The sequence below is a fragment of the Allopusillimonas ginsengisoli genome, from assembly GCF_004153455.1.
Taxonomy (GTDB): Bacteria; Pseudomonadota; Gammaproteobacteria; order Burkholderiales; family Burkholderiaceae_B; genus Allopusillimonas; species Allopusillimonas ginsengisoli.
On sequence record NZ_SDQE01000010.1, the window covers coordinates 1 to 19,701 of the forward strand.

14 protein-coding genes are annotated in these 19,701 nt (G+C 59.7%); 2 read left to right on the plus strand and 12 right to left on the minus strand.

The genetic code is table 11. The annotated features are described in order from the left end of the window. Nucleotides 1–228: 228 nt before the first annotated feature. The 8 genes from ERE07_RS15765 to ERE07_RS15800 form a co-directional block, all read right to left on the minus strand. Complete coding sequence (locus tag ERE07_RS15765; protein ID WP_130010004.1) at nt 229–1,245, minus strand: amino acid ABC transporter substrate-binding protein; 1,017 nt, start codon at nt 1,243–1,245, stop codon at nt 229–231. Between the two features lie 200 nt (nt 1,246–1,445). After that, the gene (locus ERE07_RS15770; protein WP_130010005.1) at nt 1,446–2,720 is read right to left on the minus strand and encodes a phenylacetate--CoA ligase family protein; all 1,275 of its coding nucleotides are present in this window, start codon (nt 2,718–2,720) and stop codon (nt 1,446–1,448) included. A gap of 24 nt (nt 2,721–2,744) precedes the next feature. Continuing rightward, nucleotides 2,745–3,662 carry an ABC transporter ATP-binding protein gene (locus ERE07_RS15775; protein ID WP_245153747.1) on the minus strand — a complete coding sequence of 306 codons (918 nt, stop codon included), beginning with the start codon at nt 3,660–3,662 and terminating at the stop codon, nt 2,745–2,747. A gap of 137 nt (nt 3,663–3,799) precedes the next feature. Continuing rightward, a complete protein-coding gene (locus ERE07_RS15780; protein ID WP_130010144.1) occupies nt 3,800–5,137 on the minus strand; it encodes an ABC transporter substrate-binding protein in 1,338 nt (445 codons plus the stop codon). 169 nt (nt 5,138–5,306) lie between these two features. Beyond that, nucleotides 5,307–6,371 (minus strand): branched-chain amino acid ABC transporter permease, encoded by a 1,065-nt coding sequence (locus ERE07_RS15785; protein WP_130010006.1) that lies wholly within the window; start codon nt 6,369–6,371, stop codon nt 5,307–5,309. A 114-nt stretch (nt 6,372–6,485) separates the two neighbouring features. Further along, complete coding sequence (locus ERE07_RS15790; RefSeq protein WP_130010007.1) at nt 6,486–7,415, minus strand: branched-chain amino acid ABC transporter permease; 930 nt, start codon at nt 7,413–7,415, stop codon at nt 6,486–6,488. 16 nt (nt 7,416–7,431) lie between these two features. Beyond that, nucleotides 7,432–8,229, minus strand: a complete 798-nt coding sequence (locus ERE07_RS15795; protein WP_130010145.1) for an ABC transporter ATP-binding protein — start codon at nt 8,227–8,229, stop codon at nt 7,432–7,434. Further along, nucleotides 8,229–10,142 (minus strand): AMP-dependent synthetase/ligase, encoded by a 1,914-nt coding sequence (locus ERE07_RS15800; RefSeq protein WP_130010146.1) that lies wholly within the window; start codon nt 10,140–10,142, stop codon nt 8,229–8,231. Before ERE07_RS15800 ends, ERE07_RS15795 begins: the two co-directional genes overlap by 1 nt. Before the next feature lie 218 nt (nt 10,143–10,360). Here ERE07_RS15800 and ERE07_RS15805 point away from each other — a divergent pair, with 218 nt between their 5' ends. After that, complete coding sequence (locus ERE07_RS15805) at nt 10,361–11,038, plus strand: Crp/Fnr family transcriptional regulator (protein ID WP_130010008.1); 678 nt, start codon at nt 10,361–10,363, stop codon at nt 11,036–11,038. Between the two features lie 15 nt (nt 11,039–11,053). On the opposite strand, the gene ERE07_RS15810 is transcribed toward ERE07_RS15805, so the two are convergent. After that, a complete protein-coding gene (locus ERE07_RS15810) occupies nt 11,054–12,025 on the minus strand; it encodes a Bug family tripartite tricarboxylate transporter substrate binding protein (RefSeq protein ID WP_130010009.1) in 972 nt (323 codons plus the stop codon). Nucleotides 12,026–12,252: 227 nt separating this feature from the next. Here ERE07_RS15810 and ERE07_RS15815 point away from each other — a divergent pair, with 227 nt between their 5' ends. Further along, nucleotides 12,253–13,542: a Glu/Leu/Phe/Val family dehydrogenase gene (locus tag ERE07_RS15815; RefSeq protein ID WP_130010010.1), complete on the plus strand. Its 1,290-nt coding sequence runs from the start codon at nt 12,253–12,255 to the stop codon at nt 13,540–13,542. A gap of 26 nt (nt 13,543–13,568) precedes the next feature. Here the strand turns inward: ERE07_RS15815 and treY are convergent, their stop codons facing one another. From treY to glgA, 3 genes are read right to left on the minus strand one after another with little or no spacing between them, the layout of a single operon-like run. Then, nucleotides 13,569–16,139 carry a malto-oligosyltrehalose synthase gene (treY, locus tag ERE07_RS15820; protein WP_130010011.1) on the minus strand — a complete coding sequence of 857 codons (2,571 nt, stop codon included), beginning with the start codon at nt 16,137–16,139 and terminating at the stop codon, nt 13,569–13,571. Continuing rightward, entirely contained in the window at nt 16,136–17,941 is a 1,806-nt protein-coding gene (gene treZ / locus ERE07_RS15825; protein WP_130010012.1) for a malto-oligosyltrehalose trehalohydrolase, read from the minus strand. The genes treY and treZ overlap by 4 nt, the downstream gene beginning before the upstream one ends. 30 nt (nt 17,942–17,971) lie before the next feature. After that, nucleotides 17,972–19,621, minus strand: coding sequence for a glycogen synthase GlgA (glgA, locus tag ERE07_RS15830; protein WP_245153748.1), 1,650 nt, complete (start codon nt 19,619–19,621; stop codon nt 17,972–17,974). Nucleotides 19,622–19,701 lie beyond the last annotated feature (80 nt).

Sequence of the window (19,701 nt, forward strand, 5' to 3'; positions counted from 1 at the left end):
CTATCCTATACGAGGAGCGATTCACCGATGTATATCGTTATCGCGATCCTGAGTCTCAGGGAAAATAGGCAGACTAATGTTTAACACCAACTGCCTGAACACAAAAAATCTGACATTCCCGCAGGGACCGCCGGAACATGCCCGGCCAGCCCTGTGCAGCACCGCCGCGCCTCAAGAAACCTGAACGTTCTCGTAAATACGGCGATGCAACAACGCAGCCGCCAACCCTTAACGTATCGGCAACCCGTACATCAACCCCCCATCCGTCCACTGCGCATTCAACCCGCGCTGGATCTTCAGCGGACTATCCTGCCCAACCGTACGCTCAAAGCTCTCGCCATAATTGCCGACTTGCTTGATGATGTTATAGGCCCATTTCTCATCCAGCCCCATATTCTTGCCGGCCCCCTCCGTCACCCCCAGCAACCGGCTGACATTCGGATTAGGACTCTTGAGCTGCTCATCCACATTCCTGGACGTCACGCCAAGCTCCTCCGCGCCGATCATCGCCTGCAGCGACCACTTGACCACATTGAGCCAGCCATCATCGCCCTGCCGCACAAAGGGACCGAGCGGCTCTTTGGAAATAATTTCCGGCAACACCACATACTCGTCCGGATTGGACATCTTTGAGATCCGAATCGACGCCAGGCCCGAGGCGTCCGTCGTGAACACATCACAGCGGCCTGCCGCGAACGCATTCACCACCTCATTGAACTGCTCAATCACCACCGGCTTATAGTTGACATTATTGGCACGCGCCCAGTCAGCCATCGTGTTTTCATTCGACGTGCCCGTCTGCATGCACACCGATGCGCCATCCAGCTCCTTGGCGCTCTTGACGCCCAGCGACTTGGGCACCAGAAAGCCCTGGCCATCGTAAAAGTTTATGCCCGCCGCGATGGCGCCCAGCGCCGTATCACGCTGCTGAGTCACCGTTGTGTTGCGTGCAAGCAAATCGATCTCGCCCGACTGCAGCGCCGTGAACCGCTGCTGCGAATTGAGCGGCACCGCCTTGAACTTGGTGGCGTCCCCAAACACGGCCGCTGCCACAGCCCGGCACATATCCACGTCCAGACCCTGCCACACGCCCTTGGCGTCAGGCGCCGAAAAACCGGCAAAACCCGTGGTAAAGCCACAGTTGACGACACCCCGCTCCTTGACCACATCAAGCGTGGCGGCCTGGGTTGTCTGCAGACCTGCCAGCAGCATGGCGGCACCCAGAGCGTATTTGAACTTGCGCATAAGACTTCCCCTGTAAGAAACAAGATACTTTTTTGGCATCTTACTTCAATCCCGGCCACAGTCCGCGCCACGCACTTACATAAGCTTATGCCCCCGCGCCAGGCGCCACATCCCATCCGTTGTCAGGGATGGCGGCCCGCTGCGCATAGCGGGGCCCGGCGATGCCCGGCCAAAGCAAGGCATTGCCGGCCAGCACCGCTTCAATCGTAGCTGCGGATATCCTCGATCACCTTGCCGTCATTGGGCAGGCTGCCCGGCGCCACCGGTTCGATGTCCGCACGCAGCTTGGTCAGTTCGCGCACGGAGTCCGCCAGCCGCGACAGCGCTTCCTCGCTGGCTTGCTCGACCTCCGCCTTGAACACCATGACGTCGTGACCCATGCTGCCGCTCACAATCAACCTGGCCTTGCGCACTTCGGGATGCCGCTTGAGCACGCCGGCCACCTGGCCCGGATGCACAAACATGCCGCGCACCTTGGTCGTTTGATCCGCCCGACCCATCCATCCCTTGATGCGCATATTGCTGCGCCCGCAGGGCGACGCCCCTGACAGGATCGCAGACAAATCACCCGTGCCAAACCTGACCAGCGGGTAGTCCGGATTGAGCGTGGTGACGACGACTTCGCCCACCTCTCCGGGCGGTACAGACTGCCCCGTCCCCGGCCTGACAATCTCCATAATGATGTCTTCATTGACCACAAGCCCCTCGCGCGCCGGCGTTTCGTACGCCATCATGCCCAGATCGGCGCTGCCATAAGCCTGGTATCCGTCGATACCGTGTTCGGCAAACCAATCCCGCAGCGATGGCGGAAAAGCCTCTCCCGAAAACAGCGCTCGCGTCAGCGACGGCAAGGCAACGCCCATCTGCCCGGCCTTTTCAACGATGATGCGCAAAAAACTTGGCGTGCCCACATAGCCTGCTGGCTGCAGGTCGGCAATCGCCTGTACTTGCTGCTCGGTCTGCCCCACGCCGCCCGGGAATACCGTGCACCCCATCGCGTGCGCAGCCGTTTCCATCATGGATCCGGCAGGCGTAAAGTGATACGAAAAGCAGTTGTAGACGAGATCGCCAGGCCGGAAACCCGCTGCATACAGCGAACGGGCGAAGCCCCAGTAGTCCGGCCGGCGGCTTTCAGGCTCATAGATGGGGCCAGGCGACGCAAATACACGCGCCGCTTCGCCCCAGCCTATCGCCGAGAACCCGCCGAAGATGCGACTGACGGCCGGCAGGTCGCTACCCCCCTGGCCCTGCCGCATCGCAAGCTGCGCCTGCAACAGCTCGCTCTTGCGTATCACTGGTATCTGTTCCAGATCGGCGCGGCTGCGTATGTGCGCGGGCTCCACACCCTGCAATTGCTGCGCGATGGCAGGCGCCCGCTGGCGGGCCCTCTCCAGCGCGGCGGGCAGGCGCTCAAACAGGGCCTGTTCACGAGCATCTGGCGCGGCAGCCTCGCGTTCCTCGTAATAGTTTTCCATGCTGTTTCCTTGCGGCTCGCCCAGCTAGGCGAGCCAGCGCTTGCGGCGCCGGTAGAATTTGGTGTCTCGGAAATTCTTGCGCTCGCCACTGGATACGCCCAGGTAAAACTCCTTGACGTCCTCATTCTCGGCCAGGGAGCTTGCTTCGCCGTCCATCATCACACGGCCATTTTCAAGAATGTAGCCATAGTCGGCATAGCGCAACGCAATGTTGGTATTCTGTTCGGCAAGCAGAAAACTGACCCCCTCCCGCTGATTCAGATCGCGCACGATTTCGAAGATTTCCTCGACAATTTGCGGCGCGAGCCCCATCGACGGCTCATCGAGCAAGATCATATTTGGACTTGCCATCAGCGCACGGCCAATCGCCGCCATCTGCTGTTCGCCGCCGGAGGTATAGCCTGCCTGGCTGCCGCGACGCTGCTTGAGTCGCGGAAAATACTGATACACCTTATCCAGCGACGCGCTGATTTCACCGCGGCTGACCTTGCGTGTATAGGCGCCGGTCAGCAGATTCTCTTCGATGGTCAGATGAGCAAAGCAGTGCCGGCCCTCCATGACCTGCACAACACCGCGTTTGACCAGATCCGCAGGGGTCATCCTGTCGATACGCTCGCCTCGATAATCGATACTGCCTTTCGTCACCTCGCCGCGTTCGGCCCTGAGCAGATTCGAGACGGCGCGCAGCGTCGTCGTCTTGCCGGCGCCGTTAGCCCCCAGCAGGGCCACAATCCTGCCTTCGGGCACACAAAGCGATACGCCCTTGAGCACCAGAATGACGTGGTTGTAGATGACTTCTATGCCGTTGACATTCAGAAGGATAGTGGACGCCAGCTCAGCAGGCGCTCCGGCGTCGGCCGCGCGCGCATCGGCAGCAGCGACGCCTGTCTGCGTAGTGTCTGCGGCAGTGGCTTGCCGGGTTGACTGGACATTCGGGTTCATGTTTGTATTTCCTGCCTTGTCTTGTGGCCGATCGCCGCGAAACAGCGGCGGCCGGTCAAAGAGGCTTGACGCGCGACGTGGTTTCTCCATCCCGGTTACGCGGCTCAAACCACGCGACCGGGATGGCCACCGTCATGCTAGCCCTTGCTGCAATCGCGTTGTTCCAGCTTCTTTTCCTTCGCATACTTGGCGCCCAATTCCTTGATGAGCGGTTCGACGTATTTCTTGTCGGATTGATACCAGTCCGACACCACGTTGAACTTCTTCCCATCCCACTGAATCACACGCGCCCAGTCATCACCCATGTGATCGGCGCAACTGGTCTTGACCGGCCGCATCAGCTTGGCAAAGCCCAGTTCTTCCAGTCGTTCCTGAGTAATGTTCAGGTTCTCCATACCCCACTGCGCCTGCTCGGGCGTCACATGCTTGCCCTTGCCGAATTTTTCCTGCGCCGTGCGAATAGCCTCGACCTGCAGCATGGAGATCATCATGCCGCGGGTATAGCCGATGGTGCCAAAATACTTGCCATCGGTATCGGAGCCCATCCCCTTGTCGTAGACGTATTTCTTCATGTCTTCGTGCACACGCCCGTGTTCGGCGCTGTTGTGGATGGTCAGGCCGTTATAGCCCTTGGCGACATCGCCAAGATCCTGCACGTCGTTTTCCGAACTGGCCCACCAGATGGCGTACATCTTGTCGCGGGGATAGCCAACCGCCTGAGCCTCGCGGATGGCGGTTGGCGTCATGATGCCGGCGCTCCAGAGCAGCACGTAATCAGGCCGGTTCTTGCGCACCTGCAGCCAGGTGGACTTCTGCTCCACCCCCGGCGCCGTGACCGGATACAGCAAGAGCTCAAAGCCATTGTCTTTGGCACGCGACTCGAGCAGCGGAATAGGCTCTTTGCCGAAGGGGGAGTCGTGATAGATCAGCGCAATCTTCTTGCCTTTGAGCTTATCTTCGCCGCCCAGCTTCTTGGCGATGTCCTGGATCATCACATCCGCGGCGGTCCAGTAGGTGCCCAGCAGCGGGAAATTCCACTTGAACACGGAACCATCCGCCGACTGCGACAAGCCATAGCCCACCGTCAGCACAGAAACATGGTCGGTAAAGGCCTTGTCGGTTACTGCAAAGGTAATGCCCGTGGATTGCGTATCGAAGCTCGATGCGCCGCCGTTCTTGTTCTTGAGACGCTCATAGCATTCCACGCCTTTGTCCGTGGCGTAGGCGGTTTCGCATTCCTCGTAAACAATCTTGACGCCATTGATGCCGCCGTCGCGCTCATTGACCAGCTTGAGATAGTCCATTTTTCCGTCCGCCCAGGGTATGCCCAGCGGCGCGAAAGAGCCGGTGCGATAAGCCAGCAGCGGTATGAATTGAGTTTCGTCGGCGGCGGCGGCCGGCAGCGAAACCGTTGCCAGTGTCCCCCCTAACGCCAGTAGCGTAGCGGCCAGTTTGATACGTGTTTTCATCTCCAGTCCTCCTGATGGTGTCTGTAGCACCGTTTGGATGTTGGCCGGACGAAACGCCGCGGCCAGTTTGCTGATTGACTGCGATGTGCAGTCGGGTCCAAAAATATTTTGCCGTGTTGATAATCCTTGGTTGATACCTGCATCTTCTGTCGCCGCGTCGTGAACGAAAAGCGCGTCAATGCGGGAACGGCCATAGCCGCAATTTCTCCTTGCCTATGCTCCAAAGCCTGGCCAGCCCATGCGGCTCGACGATCAGAAAGAACACGATCAATGCGCCAAATACCATGTGCTCGATATGCGAGGCCGTATCTACCGCCAGTGTGATGCCGAACAAGTGCGGCGCGTTGGTCAGAAAGACGGGCAGCAGCACCATGAAAGCAGCGCCGAAAAAGCTGCCAACAATGGATCCCAGCCCGCCGATGATCACAATAAACAGCAACTGCAATGAACGGTTGAGATCGAAGGCCAGCGGCTCCCATGATCCAAGATGGATATAGGCCCACAGCGCCCCCGCCACGCCGATGATGAACGAGCTGACGGCGAAGGCGGTCAGCTTGGCATAGACAGGCCGGATACCGATGACCGAGGCCGCCACGTCCATATCGCGAATGGCCATCCACTGGCGCCCTATTGCGCCGCGCACCAGATTCTTGGCAAGCACGGCAAACACCAGGACAAAGACAAGCACGAACAGATAGCGTTGCATGGGCGTCTGGATGGGCAGCCCAAACGCACTAAGCGCCGGCACAGAGACGTTGCCTGACGAGGAGTAATTGGTGAAGAACGGAATGCGCAGGAAAGCCCAGTCAACAAAGAACTGAGCCGCCAGCGTCGTTACCGCCAGGTACAGACCGCGTATCCGCAGGCTGGGCACGCCGAAGACCACGCCCACCAGCGTGGCAAACACGCCGCCCAGCAGAATCTGTGCCACCAGCGGCATGGCGGGCATGCGCACACCGAAGTTCCACGCAGCATAGGCGCCTACCGCCATGAAAGCGCCCGACCCGATCGATATCTGGCCGCAATAGCCGACCAGGATATTCAGACCGATGGCGGCCAGCGAGAGAATCAGGAACGGCGTCAGGATCGCCTGCAAGAAGTAGTTGGACGCCAACAGCGGAACCAGCACGAAGGCAACGGCCAGCAGACCCAGCATGAAGACCCTGTCCTGCCGGATAGGAAAGATCTGCTGGTCGGCACGGTAGCTGCTTTTGAACTGGCCATTTTCACGGTAGAACATAATCGATCCCTGGTCCGCTTGCTACTGCCTGCCTGCTGATTCCCGCAGGGGACGGCCGTATGTTGCGTGTTTTCTGTTTATTGGAATACTGCATGTCGGGGTTTGAATACATCGTTAAACACGATCGATGATTTTCTCGCCGAACAGGCCCTGTGGCCGGAACAGCAGGAAGACCAGCGCGAGCATGTAGGCAAACCAAATCTCAATACCCCCTCCCACGAAAGGCCCGAGATAGACTTCGGAAAGCTTCTCGCCCACGCCGATGATGAGTCCGCCGATAATGGCACCGGGCACAGACGTCAGCCCGCCCAGGATGACCACAGGCAGCGCGCGCAGGGCGGCGGTTGAAAGCGTGAACTGCACGCCGAATTTCGATCCCCACACAATGCCCGCCACCAGCGCCACCAGACCCGCGACCGTCCAGACCACCACCCAGATTCGATTCAACGGAATACCAATGGACTGTGCCGCCTGATGATCATCCGCGACAGCGCGCAGCGCGCGGCCCACGGCGGTGTACTGAAAAAAGAAAGCCAGTATCGCCACCAGCGCGGCCGCCACCACGGCGGCTGTCAGATCCTCGAGGCTGATGAGCACCCCGCCTTCGAACATGGACTCCAGAACAAAGATCGGGTCCTTGGGCATACCCACATCAATGGAATAAACGCTGCTGCCGAAGATGAGCTGACCCATGCCATCCAGAAAATAGGCAATGCCGATTGTCGCCATGAGCAGGGTCGTGCCTTCCTGATTGACCAGATAGCGCAAGACCCAGCGTTCGATGACGATGGCGATCAGCCACATGAACACGGCCGTCACAATGAAGGCAAGAATATTGGCCAGCACCAGGCTTTCAATTCCCAGCCAATGCGGTATCCAGGCAGAGAAACGGGCCATGGACAGCGCAGCGATCAGCACCATGGCGCCCTGGGCAAAGTTGAATACACCTGATGCCTTGAAAATCAGAACAAAACCCAGCGCCACCAGCGCGTACAACATGCCGGACATCAGGCCGCCAAACAGGGTTTCCAGGAAAAATGCCATGACTGTATTTCCTTGCTCAGTGGCCGGCGCCAAGATAGGCGCGTATGACGTCGGGATTCTGGCGCACCTGGTCAGGCATGCCATCGCCGATCTTCTTGCCGTAATCCAGGACGACAACGCGATCCGAGATATCCATCACCACGCCCATATCGTGTTCGATCAGCACAATCGTCGTGCCGTACTCATCATTGACGTCCAGGATGAAACGGCTCATGTCCTGCTTCTCTTCGATATTCATGCCGGCCATGGGCTCATCCAGGAGCAGCATGCGCGGCTCCATCGCCAGTGCGCGGCCAAGATCAACCCGTTTCTGCAGGCCGTAGGGAAGACGCCCGACCGGCGTCTTGCGGTAGGCCTGAATTTCCAGAAAATCGATGATGTTCTCAACGAACTCGCGATGCGCGATCTCTTCGCGTTCGGCTGAGCCCAGGCGAAAGGCCTGCGCCAGCACGCCGCTTTTCATGCGCAGATTGCGACCCGTCATGATATTGTCGAGCACGCTCATGCCCTTGAACAACGCCAGGTTCTGGAACGTGCGCGCAATGCCCATCTCTGCGGCGCGGCGCGAACTCATCCGCGAAAACTTCACGCCTTCCAGCGTGATCTCGCCCTGCTGCGGTGTGTATACGCCATTGATGACATTGAGCATCGAGCTCTTGCCGGCGCCGTTGGGCCCGATGATCGCGCGTATTTCATGTTCGCGCACGTCAAAGGAAATATCCGTGAGCGCCTTCACCCCGCCGAAAGCCAGAGAAATATTATTCATGTCGAGGATGACATCCCCGATGCGTTGACCCCGATCGCCTTCACTCATCATGCAGCCTTCTTGGTATTGGACGGGTAAACGGTGGCAGATGCAATCCGCAAATCCGCCGCAATTTTTCCCGACCGGCCATCTTCGAATTTCACCTCTGTCTCGATGTATTGCCTGTCCTTGCCTTCAAACAGGGCATCCACGAGCACGCTGTATTTCTGGGCGATGTAGCCGCGCCGCACTTTGCGCGTGCGGGTCAGCTCATCGTCATCGGGATCCAGCTCCTTGTGCAGGATCAGAAAGCGCGCCACTTGCGAGCCAGCCAGCTTGGGGTCCGTCGCAAGATCGGCGTTGACCTGATTGACGCAATCGCGGATCAGCGCATACACCTCGGGCTTGGCGGCCAGATCGGTGTAGCCGGCGTAGGGCAGGCCGCGACGTTCGGCCCAGTTTCCCACTGCCTCCAGATCGATATTGATGAAAGCGCATACCTCTTGCATCCCATTGCCAAAGGCCACGACTTCCTTGATGTGCTGGAAAAACTTGAGCTTGTTCTCGATATACTTGGGCGCAAACAAACTGCCATCTGCCAGCTTGCCCACGTCCTTGGCCCGATCGATGATCTTGAGCTGGCCATCGTCGTCCAGATAGCCGGCATCGCCGGTGTGATACCAGCCATCAGCGGTATAGGATTCCGCCGTGGCTTCGGGATTGCGGTAATAGCCGGTGAACAGGCCCGGGCTGCGCACCTGGATCTCACCATTTTCGGCAACGCGTATCTCCACCCCCTTGACGGGTGGCCCCACCGTATCCGCCCGCACATGGCCATCGGCCTGCACACAGACAAAGACCGAGGTTTCTGTTGAGCCGTACAACTGCTTGAGATTGACCCCGATGGAACGATAGAACACAAACAGGTCAGGCCCGATCGCTTCGCCTGCGGTGTAGGCAACGCGCACGCGGCTCATGCCCAGCGCATTGCGCAGCGGGCCATAGACCATCAGGTTGCCCAAGGCATACTTGAAACGATCCCACAGGCCCACGGTCGCGTCCTTGTCCAGGATGCGCACACCTACACGGCGCGCCAGCCCCATAAAGGCGTGAAACAGCTTGCGCTTGATGGCGGACGCATCCTCCATGCGGATCATCACATGCGTCAACAGGCCTTCGAGCACCCGCGGCGGCGCGAAGTAATACGTCGGTCCAATGTCGTGCATATCTATCGACACCGTCTCGGGCGACTCGGGATGATTGACCGTAAAGCCAGTGACCAGAAACTGGGTGTAGGAGAACATGTTCTGTCCTATCCATGCCGGCGGCAGATAGGCCAGCACATCTTCCTGGTCGGTCAGGTGCTCCAGTTCCTGGATGGCGATGGCGCGATCGATCAGGGCATTATGCGAAAGCACTACACCTTTGGGCTTGCCTGTCGTACCGGACGTATAGAACATGGCGGCCGCATCATCGGGCTTGATGGCGGCCATGGCCTCATCCACATACCGGGGCTGGGCCGCCGAAAACTCGCGGCCCAATTCCTGCAGGCGCTCGAACGACAACAAGCGGCTCTCTGCGTAATTGCGCAGGCCGCGCGGATCGTCATACACCACCCATTTAAGCCCGGGACACCGGTCAGAAATCTCCAGCATTTTGTCCACTTGCTCTTGATCCTCGACCACCGCGACGTGGATTTCCGCATCCTGCATGACGTACTGCATTTCCTGCGCGACCGCGTCCTGGTACAAGGGCACAGGGATGGCCCCTATGCACTGCGTCGCCATCATCGAGAGATACAGACGCGGACGATTCTCGCCTACAATGGCGACGTGCTGGCCAGGCTGTATGCCCAGCGACGCCAGCCCATTCGCCAGCTCGCGCACCTGTTCGGCGAGCTCCGCCCACGTGATTGTTTGCCAGATACCCAGGTCTTTTTCCCGCATGGCCGGGCGCTGTCCGCGCACACTGGCATGATGCATCACCAAGGCTGGAAATGTGCGGGGCCCTGCGTGTGTCGTCGGCGAGGTTTGCACCACGTTGTCTCCTTCTGCCTTTACCTTGTCGTTATGACAGGACTCTAGCTGGTTTTTGTATCCAGTTGTTTTATTTTCAGATCAACCGCATGTAAAGTTATAAGTTGCACCGCACTTCAACTGTCACGGATATGACATTCACGCTTTTTCTAGGGTAAATCCCCATGCACCCGAAAGATTCACTGCAAGATACCGCTGCATGGTTCGGCCTGCTCGATCAGGAGCAACAAACGCGCGTTCGCCACGATGTCCAGTTCACCCACTACACGGCGGGCGCAATGATAGAGCGCAAGGGCGGCCAGGCATATGCCTGGATCGGTGTGCACGCCGGCTTGGTGAAAGTATCCGTCGGCAACCCTGAAGGAAAAATGGCGTCGCTCACCGGCGTGCCGGTGGGAGGGTGGATAGGAGAAGGTTCGCTGCTCAAGCACGAAGCGCGCAAATACGACGTCGTGGCGCTGCGCGACAGCGTCATCGCGCGCCTGCCCGAATCGACATTCAACTGGCTGCTGGACAGCAGCATTCCCTTCAACCGCTACTTGCTGCACCAACTCAACGAACGCGTGGGCCAGTTCATCGGCAAGGCCGAATACGATCGCCTGCTGGCGCCTGATGCGCGTGTGGCGCGCTGCCTCGCGGAGCTTTTTAATCCGCTGCTGTATCCAGGCAAAGGCGAAATGCGCCTGGACATCACCCAGGAAGAAATCGGGTTTCTGGCGCGTACTTCACGCCAGCGCACCAACCAGGCCCTGCGGGCGCTGGAAGACGCGCAATTGCTCAAGGTCGAGTACGGCGCCGTCCAGGTGCTCAACCTGGACGGGCTCAAGAGCTATGGCCAGTAAGAGGCCTGGCGATGCTTAGTCAAGCTTGATGCCGGCTTTGTCGATAACCTCGGCCCACTCCGTGCGCTGAGCATCGGCATACTGCTTGAAATCCTGGGCCGTCATGGGCAACGGCTCCACCCCCATTGCACGTATCTTGTCGGCGATTTCCGGTTGCTTGAGCGCGGCTTGCAAGTCGGCACTCAGCTTCTTGACGGCTTCGTCAGGCATGCCCGCAGGCCCAACCAGCCCTTGCCAGGCATAAGCATTGAAGTTTTCCACGCCAGCCTCGGCCATCGTAGGCACGTCGGGCAGCAGCGCAATGCGCTCGGGCGTGGCCACCGCCAGCACTCGCAATTTGCCAGCCTTGATGTTGGACAGCGCCGCAGCCGAATCGACAAAACCGATATCCACCTGGCCCCCGATCAGATCCTGCAACGCGGGCGCTGCGCCTTTGTAGGGAACGTGCAGAATGTTCACATCCGCCCGCTGCTTGAACATTTCGAGAGCGAGATGGTGGGGCGACCCGGCGCCCGCGGAGGCCGAGCTCAGGCTGCCTGGCTTTTCCCGCGCGGCCTTGATGACATCCTGCACGGTCTTGAAAGGCGACGCTTCATTCACCGCAAGCATGAGCGGAAAGCGCGCCAGACCGCCAATATAGGTAAATTTCTCAGGATCATATTGCAGCTTGGAATACAGCGATGGGTTGTACGCGAGCGTGCCCGAGTCTGCCGTGCCCATCACATAGCCATCCGCCGCCGCATTCTGAACGAATGTGGCGCCGATAATCGTCGCCGCGCCAGGCTTGTTCTCAACCACCACCGTCTGCCCCAGCGATGTTTCCAGGCCGGTGGCCACCAGACGCGCGATCACATCCGAACCGCCCCCCGCCGGATAGGGCACCACCCATTGCACGGCGCGCTCCGGCCACGCTGCCTGCGCGCCTGCCGCCACGGTCACCAAAGCGACAGCCGCCAGCGTTTTAACGGAATTCATTAATTTGGACATAGACTTTGGCTCCTTGGACTGTTCAGGTTCACCAGTATGCAACGGGTTCGTCGATTTTGAAATAAGGACCGACCCCGAGACCATCATTCGGCGTAAAAACCACACGTGCGTCCCTATTTATTTTTATAGCGTTTTATCAGGGACAGACACGCCCGTTGATTTAGAATAGTTGCATCCTCGGTTTCTTTATCCCATTGTCCACTCCCATCCAAAGCAAGGTTGATGTCATGTCAGAAAACCCCAAGCATTCTTTACCCTCTTACCTCGACGCCAAACATTTGGGGCCGTGGGGCGTCTATCTTGAGCAGGTAGAGCGTGTAACGCCCTATCTGGGCAAGCTGAGCAAGTGGGTCGAGACGCTAAAGCGCCCCAAGCGCGCTTTGATCGTCGATGTACCCGTAGAACTGGACGACGGTACGATCGCACACTTCGAGGGGTATCGCGTCCAGCACAACACATCGCGCGGCCCCGGCAAAGGCGGTGTGCGCTTTCACCAGGATGTCACACTGTCCGAAGTCATGGCCCTGTCCGCCTGGATGTCGGTCAAGGCCGCAGCGGTGAACCTGCCATTCGGCGGCGCCAAGGGCGGCGTGCGGTTGGATCCGCACAACTACTCCAAAGCGGAACTGGAGCGCATCACCCGGCGCTACACCAGCGAAATCGGCGTCATCATCGGGCCCAACAAGGATATCCCCGCCCCCGACGTCAATACCAATGCGCAAACCATGGCATGGATGATGGACACCTATTCCATGAACGAAGGCGCCACTGCCACGGGCGTCGTAACCGGCAAACCGATTTCACTGGGTGGCAGCCTCGGGCGTGTCGAGGCTACCGGCCGCGGCGTCTATGTCGTGGGCTGCGAGGCCGCGCGCGATGCGGGCATTCCCATCAATGGCGCCCGTATTGTCATCCAGGGTTTTGGCAATGTGGGCGGAACGGCCGCCCGCCTGTTCCATGATGCCGGCGCTAAAGTCATTGCGGTGCAAGACCACACGGGCAGCATCCACAATGCCAACGGGCTGGATATTCCGGCCGTCCAGGCCTACGCGCTGGAACACGATGGCATTGCCGGCGTTGCCAACGCGGAAGTCATCGCTCCCGAGGACTTCTGGACGCTGGAAACCGAATTGCTGATCCCGGCCGCACTCGAAAGCCAGATCAACAAAGACAACGCCGATTCGATACGCGCCAAGGTCGTGATCGAAGGCGCCAATGGCCCGACCACGCCGGAAGCCGACGACATTTTGGTTTCCAAGGGCACGCTGGTCGTGCCCGATGTATTGGCCAACGCTGGCGGCGTGACGGTCAGCTATTTCGAATGGGTGCAGGATTTCTCCAGCTTCTTCTGGAATGAAGCAGAAATCAATCACCGCCTCGAAGCCATTATGCGCTCGGCGTATTCTTCGGTTTCCGCGGTTGCTGCGGAGCACAAGGTCAGTCAACGCACGGCTGCCTTCATCACCGCCTGCACGCGCATACTCGAAGCACGCGAAGTGCGCGGCCTTTATCCATAATCACGCTGGGGGCCCAGCACCAGACGCTAGGCCCCGCTCATGCTCGCTCGAAACACCGCCACGGGCAGCTGTTTCAATACGCTGGATAGCCCTAGCCGAGCCTGTGCATCGGCTGTCAGGTTTACGCCCGACAGCCCTTCCCTGAGCACCGCGCCTGCCAGCGACGGTGGCAATACCAATTGTGTTCCTTCCCAGAACGCAGGTGCTGCCATGGGCAGGCGTGTGTCTTGGCCGCTGTCGTCGTAATCACCATGCGCTTCGTGGCTCCCGCACACCGCTTCCGCACAGAGGCGCGGAACGATGACAATCAGCGCCTCGCCCGCCCAGGTCCGCATGAAGGCCAGCACATTGCCGTGGCAGGGGCCTTCCACCGCCAGCGGGTGGTACTCGCCCATCGAAAACAATGCCGGGGCTTCGCGCCGCATATGAAGCAATCGCGCAATCATGGCTTGCTTGACATGGCCTGTGCGCCATGTGGCGAGCAGGCCGGGCACGGTGGAATGGTCGTCTCCGATACGCGACAAGGCTTCGTTGCGCGCCTTGAAATCCACCTCGCTGCGATTATCCGGATCGACCAGGCTAAAGTCCCACCACTCAGTGCCCTGATAGAGATCGGGAACCCCCGGCACGGTCAGCCTCAATACGACTTGCGAGAAGCTGTTCAGCGCGCCCGCTGGCGCGATATAACGCGCAAATCTTCCAATATCGCGAATCAGTGCATGATTTTGATGTTCCAGCACCATGCTGATCAGGAAATCTTCCGCAAGCTGCTCGTACCAGTAATCGGGCGAAAACCAGCCGGAGCGGCGCTTGGCCTCACGCAAGGCTTTGGTCTGCCATTGCACCAGGCGGCGAACATAATTGCGCAGGCTGGTGCCATCGTCACGCAATAAGTCCAGGTCCAGCGGCCAGGCTCCCACGATAGTCTGAAACAGCATATAGCGCTCGCCTGCCTGAACGGGATCCGTCTGTGAATCGCTTATCCCGGGCCAATGCAGCCAGCGATGGCAGGCATGCAGCCATTTGGCCGGCAGTTCGCTCAGAACCGCGAGCCGGGCTCGCGCATCCTCGCCCCGCTTGTGATCATGCGTGGCCGTGCAAAGCATCGCCGCGGGTGCGCTGCGTGCGCGCCACGCATTGACATGGTGAAACGCCTGCGGCGTCATGGAAAACACACCCGGATCGGACCCCACCTCGTTACGCGAGAGCAGACGTCCGTAGCGATAGAAAACCGTATCCTCCTGCGATTTCGCGGCAAGTGGCGGGGTCAGTTGCTGGAATCGCTGTATCGATTCGCGCGTCGCACCAAAAGGCGCCCGCTGCGAATCCATATAGCTGCGGTACACCGGAAACGTGGACAGCATGCCATCTATCATCTTGCCGGCCAGTGCGGGCGTCCAGTGCACCGCATCATCAGGGGTGGCTATCGACAGACAACGCAGCAAGGCAGCGCGCTCGGCCACAAAGTGACGGCGCAGCAGTTGCATGCGCGCATCGCGCACATGCTGCGACACGGTTCTATGATCTGCGCTGATCTTTTGCCAGGCCTCGGTCAGCGGAAGACGGCCTCCTTCATCGTGCAGCACCGCGCCGACCTGATCCATGAAATCGTAACCTGTCGTCCCATCGACATGCCATTCCGAACTCAGACGCTCGCCCGGCGCGAGGATTTTTTCAACAATGACCCATGGGGCTTGCTGGCGCAGCTCAGGCGGCCGCAGCCCACGCCTGTCTTCCAGCGCAGCGCGCAACGTCCGGCAATAGCCGGGCGGTTCGGCCAGACCATCGACATGATCGATACGCACCCCGTCGATGATGCCTTGCGCGTAAAGACGCAAGGTCATCGCATGAACGGCTTCAAAGACTTCGGCATCTTCCACGCGCACACCGATCAGATCATTGATCTCGAAAAAACGGCGCCAGTTGATGCAGCGCGCGGCGCAACGCCACCATGCCAGCCGATAATGCTGACGGGCCAGGAGGTCTTGAAGGCGCTTGCGCCCCTCGACATCCTCCGGGCCATGGCGCTTGAGCACATCCTGCTGACTCAAGCCCGATTCAGGCAAGGAGCCCGGCGCCAGCGGGTAGCGGGCCTGGCCCGCCTTGATCTGAAACACGCCAGCCGCGCTGTCATGCACCAGCCTGATCTGCCCGTTCTTGAGGCTGTGTTGAAACGAGCCTGGCAGAAATGGAGCCAGAACGCGCCCCTTCAGGCTGGTAAGATCCGAATCCCAGTCGATGTCGAACCAACGCGCGTACTTGCTGTCACGGCCATGGGTCAACACATCCCACCACCACGCATTACCCGCATGCGTGGCCATATGGTTTGGAACAATGTCAACGATCAGTCCCATCCCCCACTCTCGGGCATCCCTGGCCAACGCCAGCAACGCCGCCTCGCCACCCAGCTCCGGATTGACGACATTGTGATCGATCACGTCGTAGCCGTGCGACGACCCTGGTCGGGCGCGGGATATCGGAGACAAATAGAGATGGCTGATGCCCAGGCTGCTGAAATAGCCCAGATGTGCACGCGCGCCCTCCAGGTTGAATGCCTGATTCAATTGCAACCGAATAGTGGCGCGTACGCTATTCATGGAGACCCCGGCGTTATTGTGGCAAAGGTATCCTGCGGCAGGATGGTGTCCGGCCGGCTGGTTCTACCATGCATTTTTCTACCCGCGAAGATGATTCTCTCCCGCTCCAGGGCAGGCGCAGGCAGAGTCACCGTACTGCCTGACAGGTTGCAGTATAGGCAGAGCACACTGCCATTGCCCATACGCCATGAGGCGTGTATGGCGAGCGGCCCAAGCACCTGGGCATCAAGCGCCGAAGCACCATCAAGACAGGGCAGAATTTCTTCGCGACGTATGCGCAGCAAGTTCTGGTAAAAAACCCGCCACGCCTGGTTTCGCTGCTGTTGCAGCGCGGGTAGCGCGCGGGATGCCTCCCAGGTTTTTACGTCATTGGGATCGGGCACTGTGCCGGCCTCGTGAACGTGGCCCGCATCTACAAATTCATTGCGCCGTCCGTCGCGCACCGCCTGGGCCAGCGCCGGATCGGAAAAACTGGTGAAATACAAAAATGGCGCGGTCGCTCCGTATTCCTCGCCCATAAAAATCAACGGAATCTGTGGCGACAGCAATTGCAGGGCGACCGCTGCGCGCAGTGCGGCGACGTTATCGGCACACAGCGTGGTAAGCCTTTCGCCAGAGGCCCGATTGCCGGTCTGGTCATGGTTCTGCAGAAAAAAAACAAAAGCAGATGGGGCAATGCCCTGGGTCGGCTCACCGCGCCGCTTGCCCTGCCGAAAGCGGCTGGGCTCGCCCTGATAATCGAAGCCCTGCATCAGGCATCGCGCGAGGCGCGCCTCCGGATGATCGGCGTAGTCAGCATAGTAGCTCTGCGATTCACCAGTCAGCATATGATGCAACACATGGTGGATATCATCGTTCCATTGCGCCGCGAAACCCTCGCGCAGCAGGCTGGATGCGTTGTCGTCGTTTTCGATGATCAGATGCACATGACGATCCGGCGATAGATGCTGGCGGACATAGGCCGCCATCTCGCGCAGCCACGACTTATCGTCAATGGCATGCACCGCATCCAGCCTCAGCCCATCCATTCTGTATTCCCGCAGCCAATACAATGCATTCTCGGCAAAAAAGGCTCTTACCTGAGGCTGTCGAAAATCAATCGCGGAGCCCCATGGCGTCTGGATATCATCGCGAAAGAATTGCGGCGCATAGGCATGCAGATAATTGCCATCCGGACCAAAATGGTTGTAGACCACGTCCAGGATCACTTGCAGACCCAGACTGTGCGCCGTATCAACCAGCTCCTTGAGCTCATCAGGGCAACCATAGGCGATGTCAGGCGCATAAGGCAGCACGCCGTCGTATCCCCAGTTGCGGGGCCCAGGAAAATCCGCGATGGGCATCAGCTCAATGGCGGTGATGCCCAGCTCCGCCAGGTCGGGCAGGCGTTCCTGCACGCCGCGAAAACCACCCAGCAATCCGACATGAATCTCATACAACACCGTTTCTGTCCATGGGCGACCGCGCCAGCCTGAGGTCTGCCAGCGATAGGCGGTATCCGGAACCTGGCTTTTGCCATGCACATCGCCAACCTGCTCGCGCGACGCGGGATCAGGCACACGCAGAGCGCCGTCTATACAAAAGCAGTAAGACGCACCGGGTGCGCAACTGGCCACCGCCTGAAAGAAGCCGTCGCCGTCGTCCCGCATCGGAATCGGCGAGTCTGATGCAAGGACCAGGCTGACTTGGGCTGCGCCCGGCGCCCATAGCCGGAACCGCGTCTGGCCATCGGGCAGCGGATGTGGCCCGAACGTGTAGGCGTAGGGTTGGCTAAGCTCCTGTGCGTTCACGCGCGCACTCATGATGTAGACTCACCAAAAGGCCTAGGCATTTCAGACGGCAGAGATTTCTCGCCCGCCAATCGTTCCGGAGTCCTGGCTGCTGCGCCGCCGCGTCATCGCATTGGCCACGCCCAGTGTTGCATTTGCGCCTGCGGGACCTGCAAGGGTTCTGCCCGGTTGCAGAATACGTGGGCCGAACAGCGTACGGCGCTGTTTCTCCGGGATGCGTCCCATGATCACGTCGGGGCGCAGGCTCTGATAGGCTGCCATGTAAGCAGGCGAGGCCGTCCGCCAGCTGAAGTCTGCGCGCATGCCATTGACTTGCATGGCGCGCCAGACATCGGGCAGCCGGTGCAACGACATGGCACGCGCAACAGCCCTGACCATGTCCTGCGCAGTCTCTCCACGGAACAGTACGCCAGTCGCCGTACGCATCGCGCCCGGCGGCACGCCCGGGCCAGGATCCAGTATTGTGTCCACCATGCCGCCGACCCGCGAACCGATGGGTATGGTGCCATAGCGCATCGAATATAGCGGGGTAAGTCCGAACGGCTCGAATCTGCTGCCATGCAACAGGATGTCCGCGCCCGCATGCAACAGGTGGGAGCGTGCCTCATCAAACCCGATCCACACCGCGCAACGACCCGGGTAAGCTTGAGCCATCGTGCGCAGCGCGTGCTCCAGCCCTTTGTCCCCTTGTCCCATCACGCAAACCTGCAGCTCGGGGTGCGCCTCCAGGGCCTGGGGGATTGCCTCAGCCGCCAGATCCGCCATTTTTTGCGTGGTCAACCGGCTGCACATGACCATCAACGTGGCGTCCGCACGCGCCTGGAGTCCAAAGGCCCGCTGCAGCTCGTACTTGCAGACGGCCTTGTTGCCCAGCTGGAAGGCGTTGAAAGGATGCCCGCGCAGATAGCGATCGGCCTGAGGGTCCCATTCGGTTGTGTCGATGCCATTGGGGATGGACACGATGTCGTCACGGCGGCTGCGCAGCAAATCCTGCAAGCCGCAGCCAAATTCCGGCGTCAGGATTTCACGCGCATAGTTATGGCTGACGACAGTGATCAGGTCTGCGCATCGTATTCCGGCTGACAGAAAATTGATCTGGTCATAGAGCTCAAGCGCGCTGCACGCGGCGGGCTCGTCTCCCATGCAGAGATCCTGCAAGCTGCCAAGCGGGAAATTGCCCTGAAAGGCAAGATTATGCAGCGTGAGCACCGTCTTGACATCGTCCAGCCCCTGTTGCCGTATCAACAGGGGTGCAAGTGCTGCATGCCAATCGTGCGCGTGCACAATATGGGGGCGCGCAATGCCGTCGATACCGCCCGCGATACGCGCAGCGGCGTGCGACAAAGCCGCGAACCTGACATGGTTATCGCCGTACACATCGCCTTCGGGAGACAGGTACAGGCCAGTTCGGTTATACAGCGCGTCATTCTGGAGCAGCAGCACAGGCAGATCAATTTCCAGGCAATGCCCTCCGATCAAGCTGGCCCGGCCTCCCGGCAAGCCGTCCAGCACCGCCAGTTCCCGGGGCGCACGCAGCCGGGAAACTGTGCCCGGATACGCTGGCAGCAACAGCGTCACGCCGAGGCCTTCCGTACTCAATGCATGGGCCAGACCGCTGACCGCATCGCCCAACCCTCCCGTCTTTGCCAGGGGAAAGGCTTCCGCACTCACAGCAAGTACATTTAACGTCACATTTATTCTCCCGCCCCCGGCTCAGGGGCCGGGGAATTATCGCTGTCGCGCCGGAAATCCAGCGTCTGCATCCAGCCCGG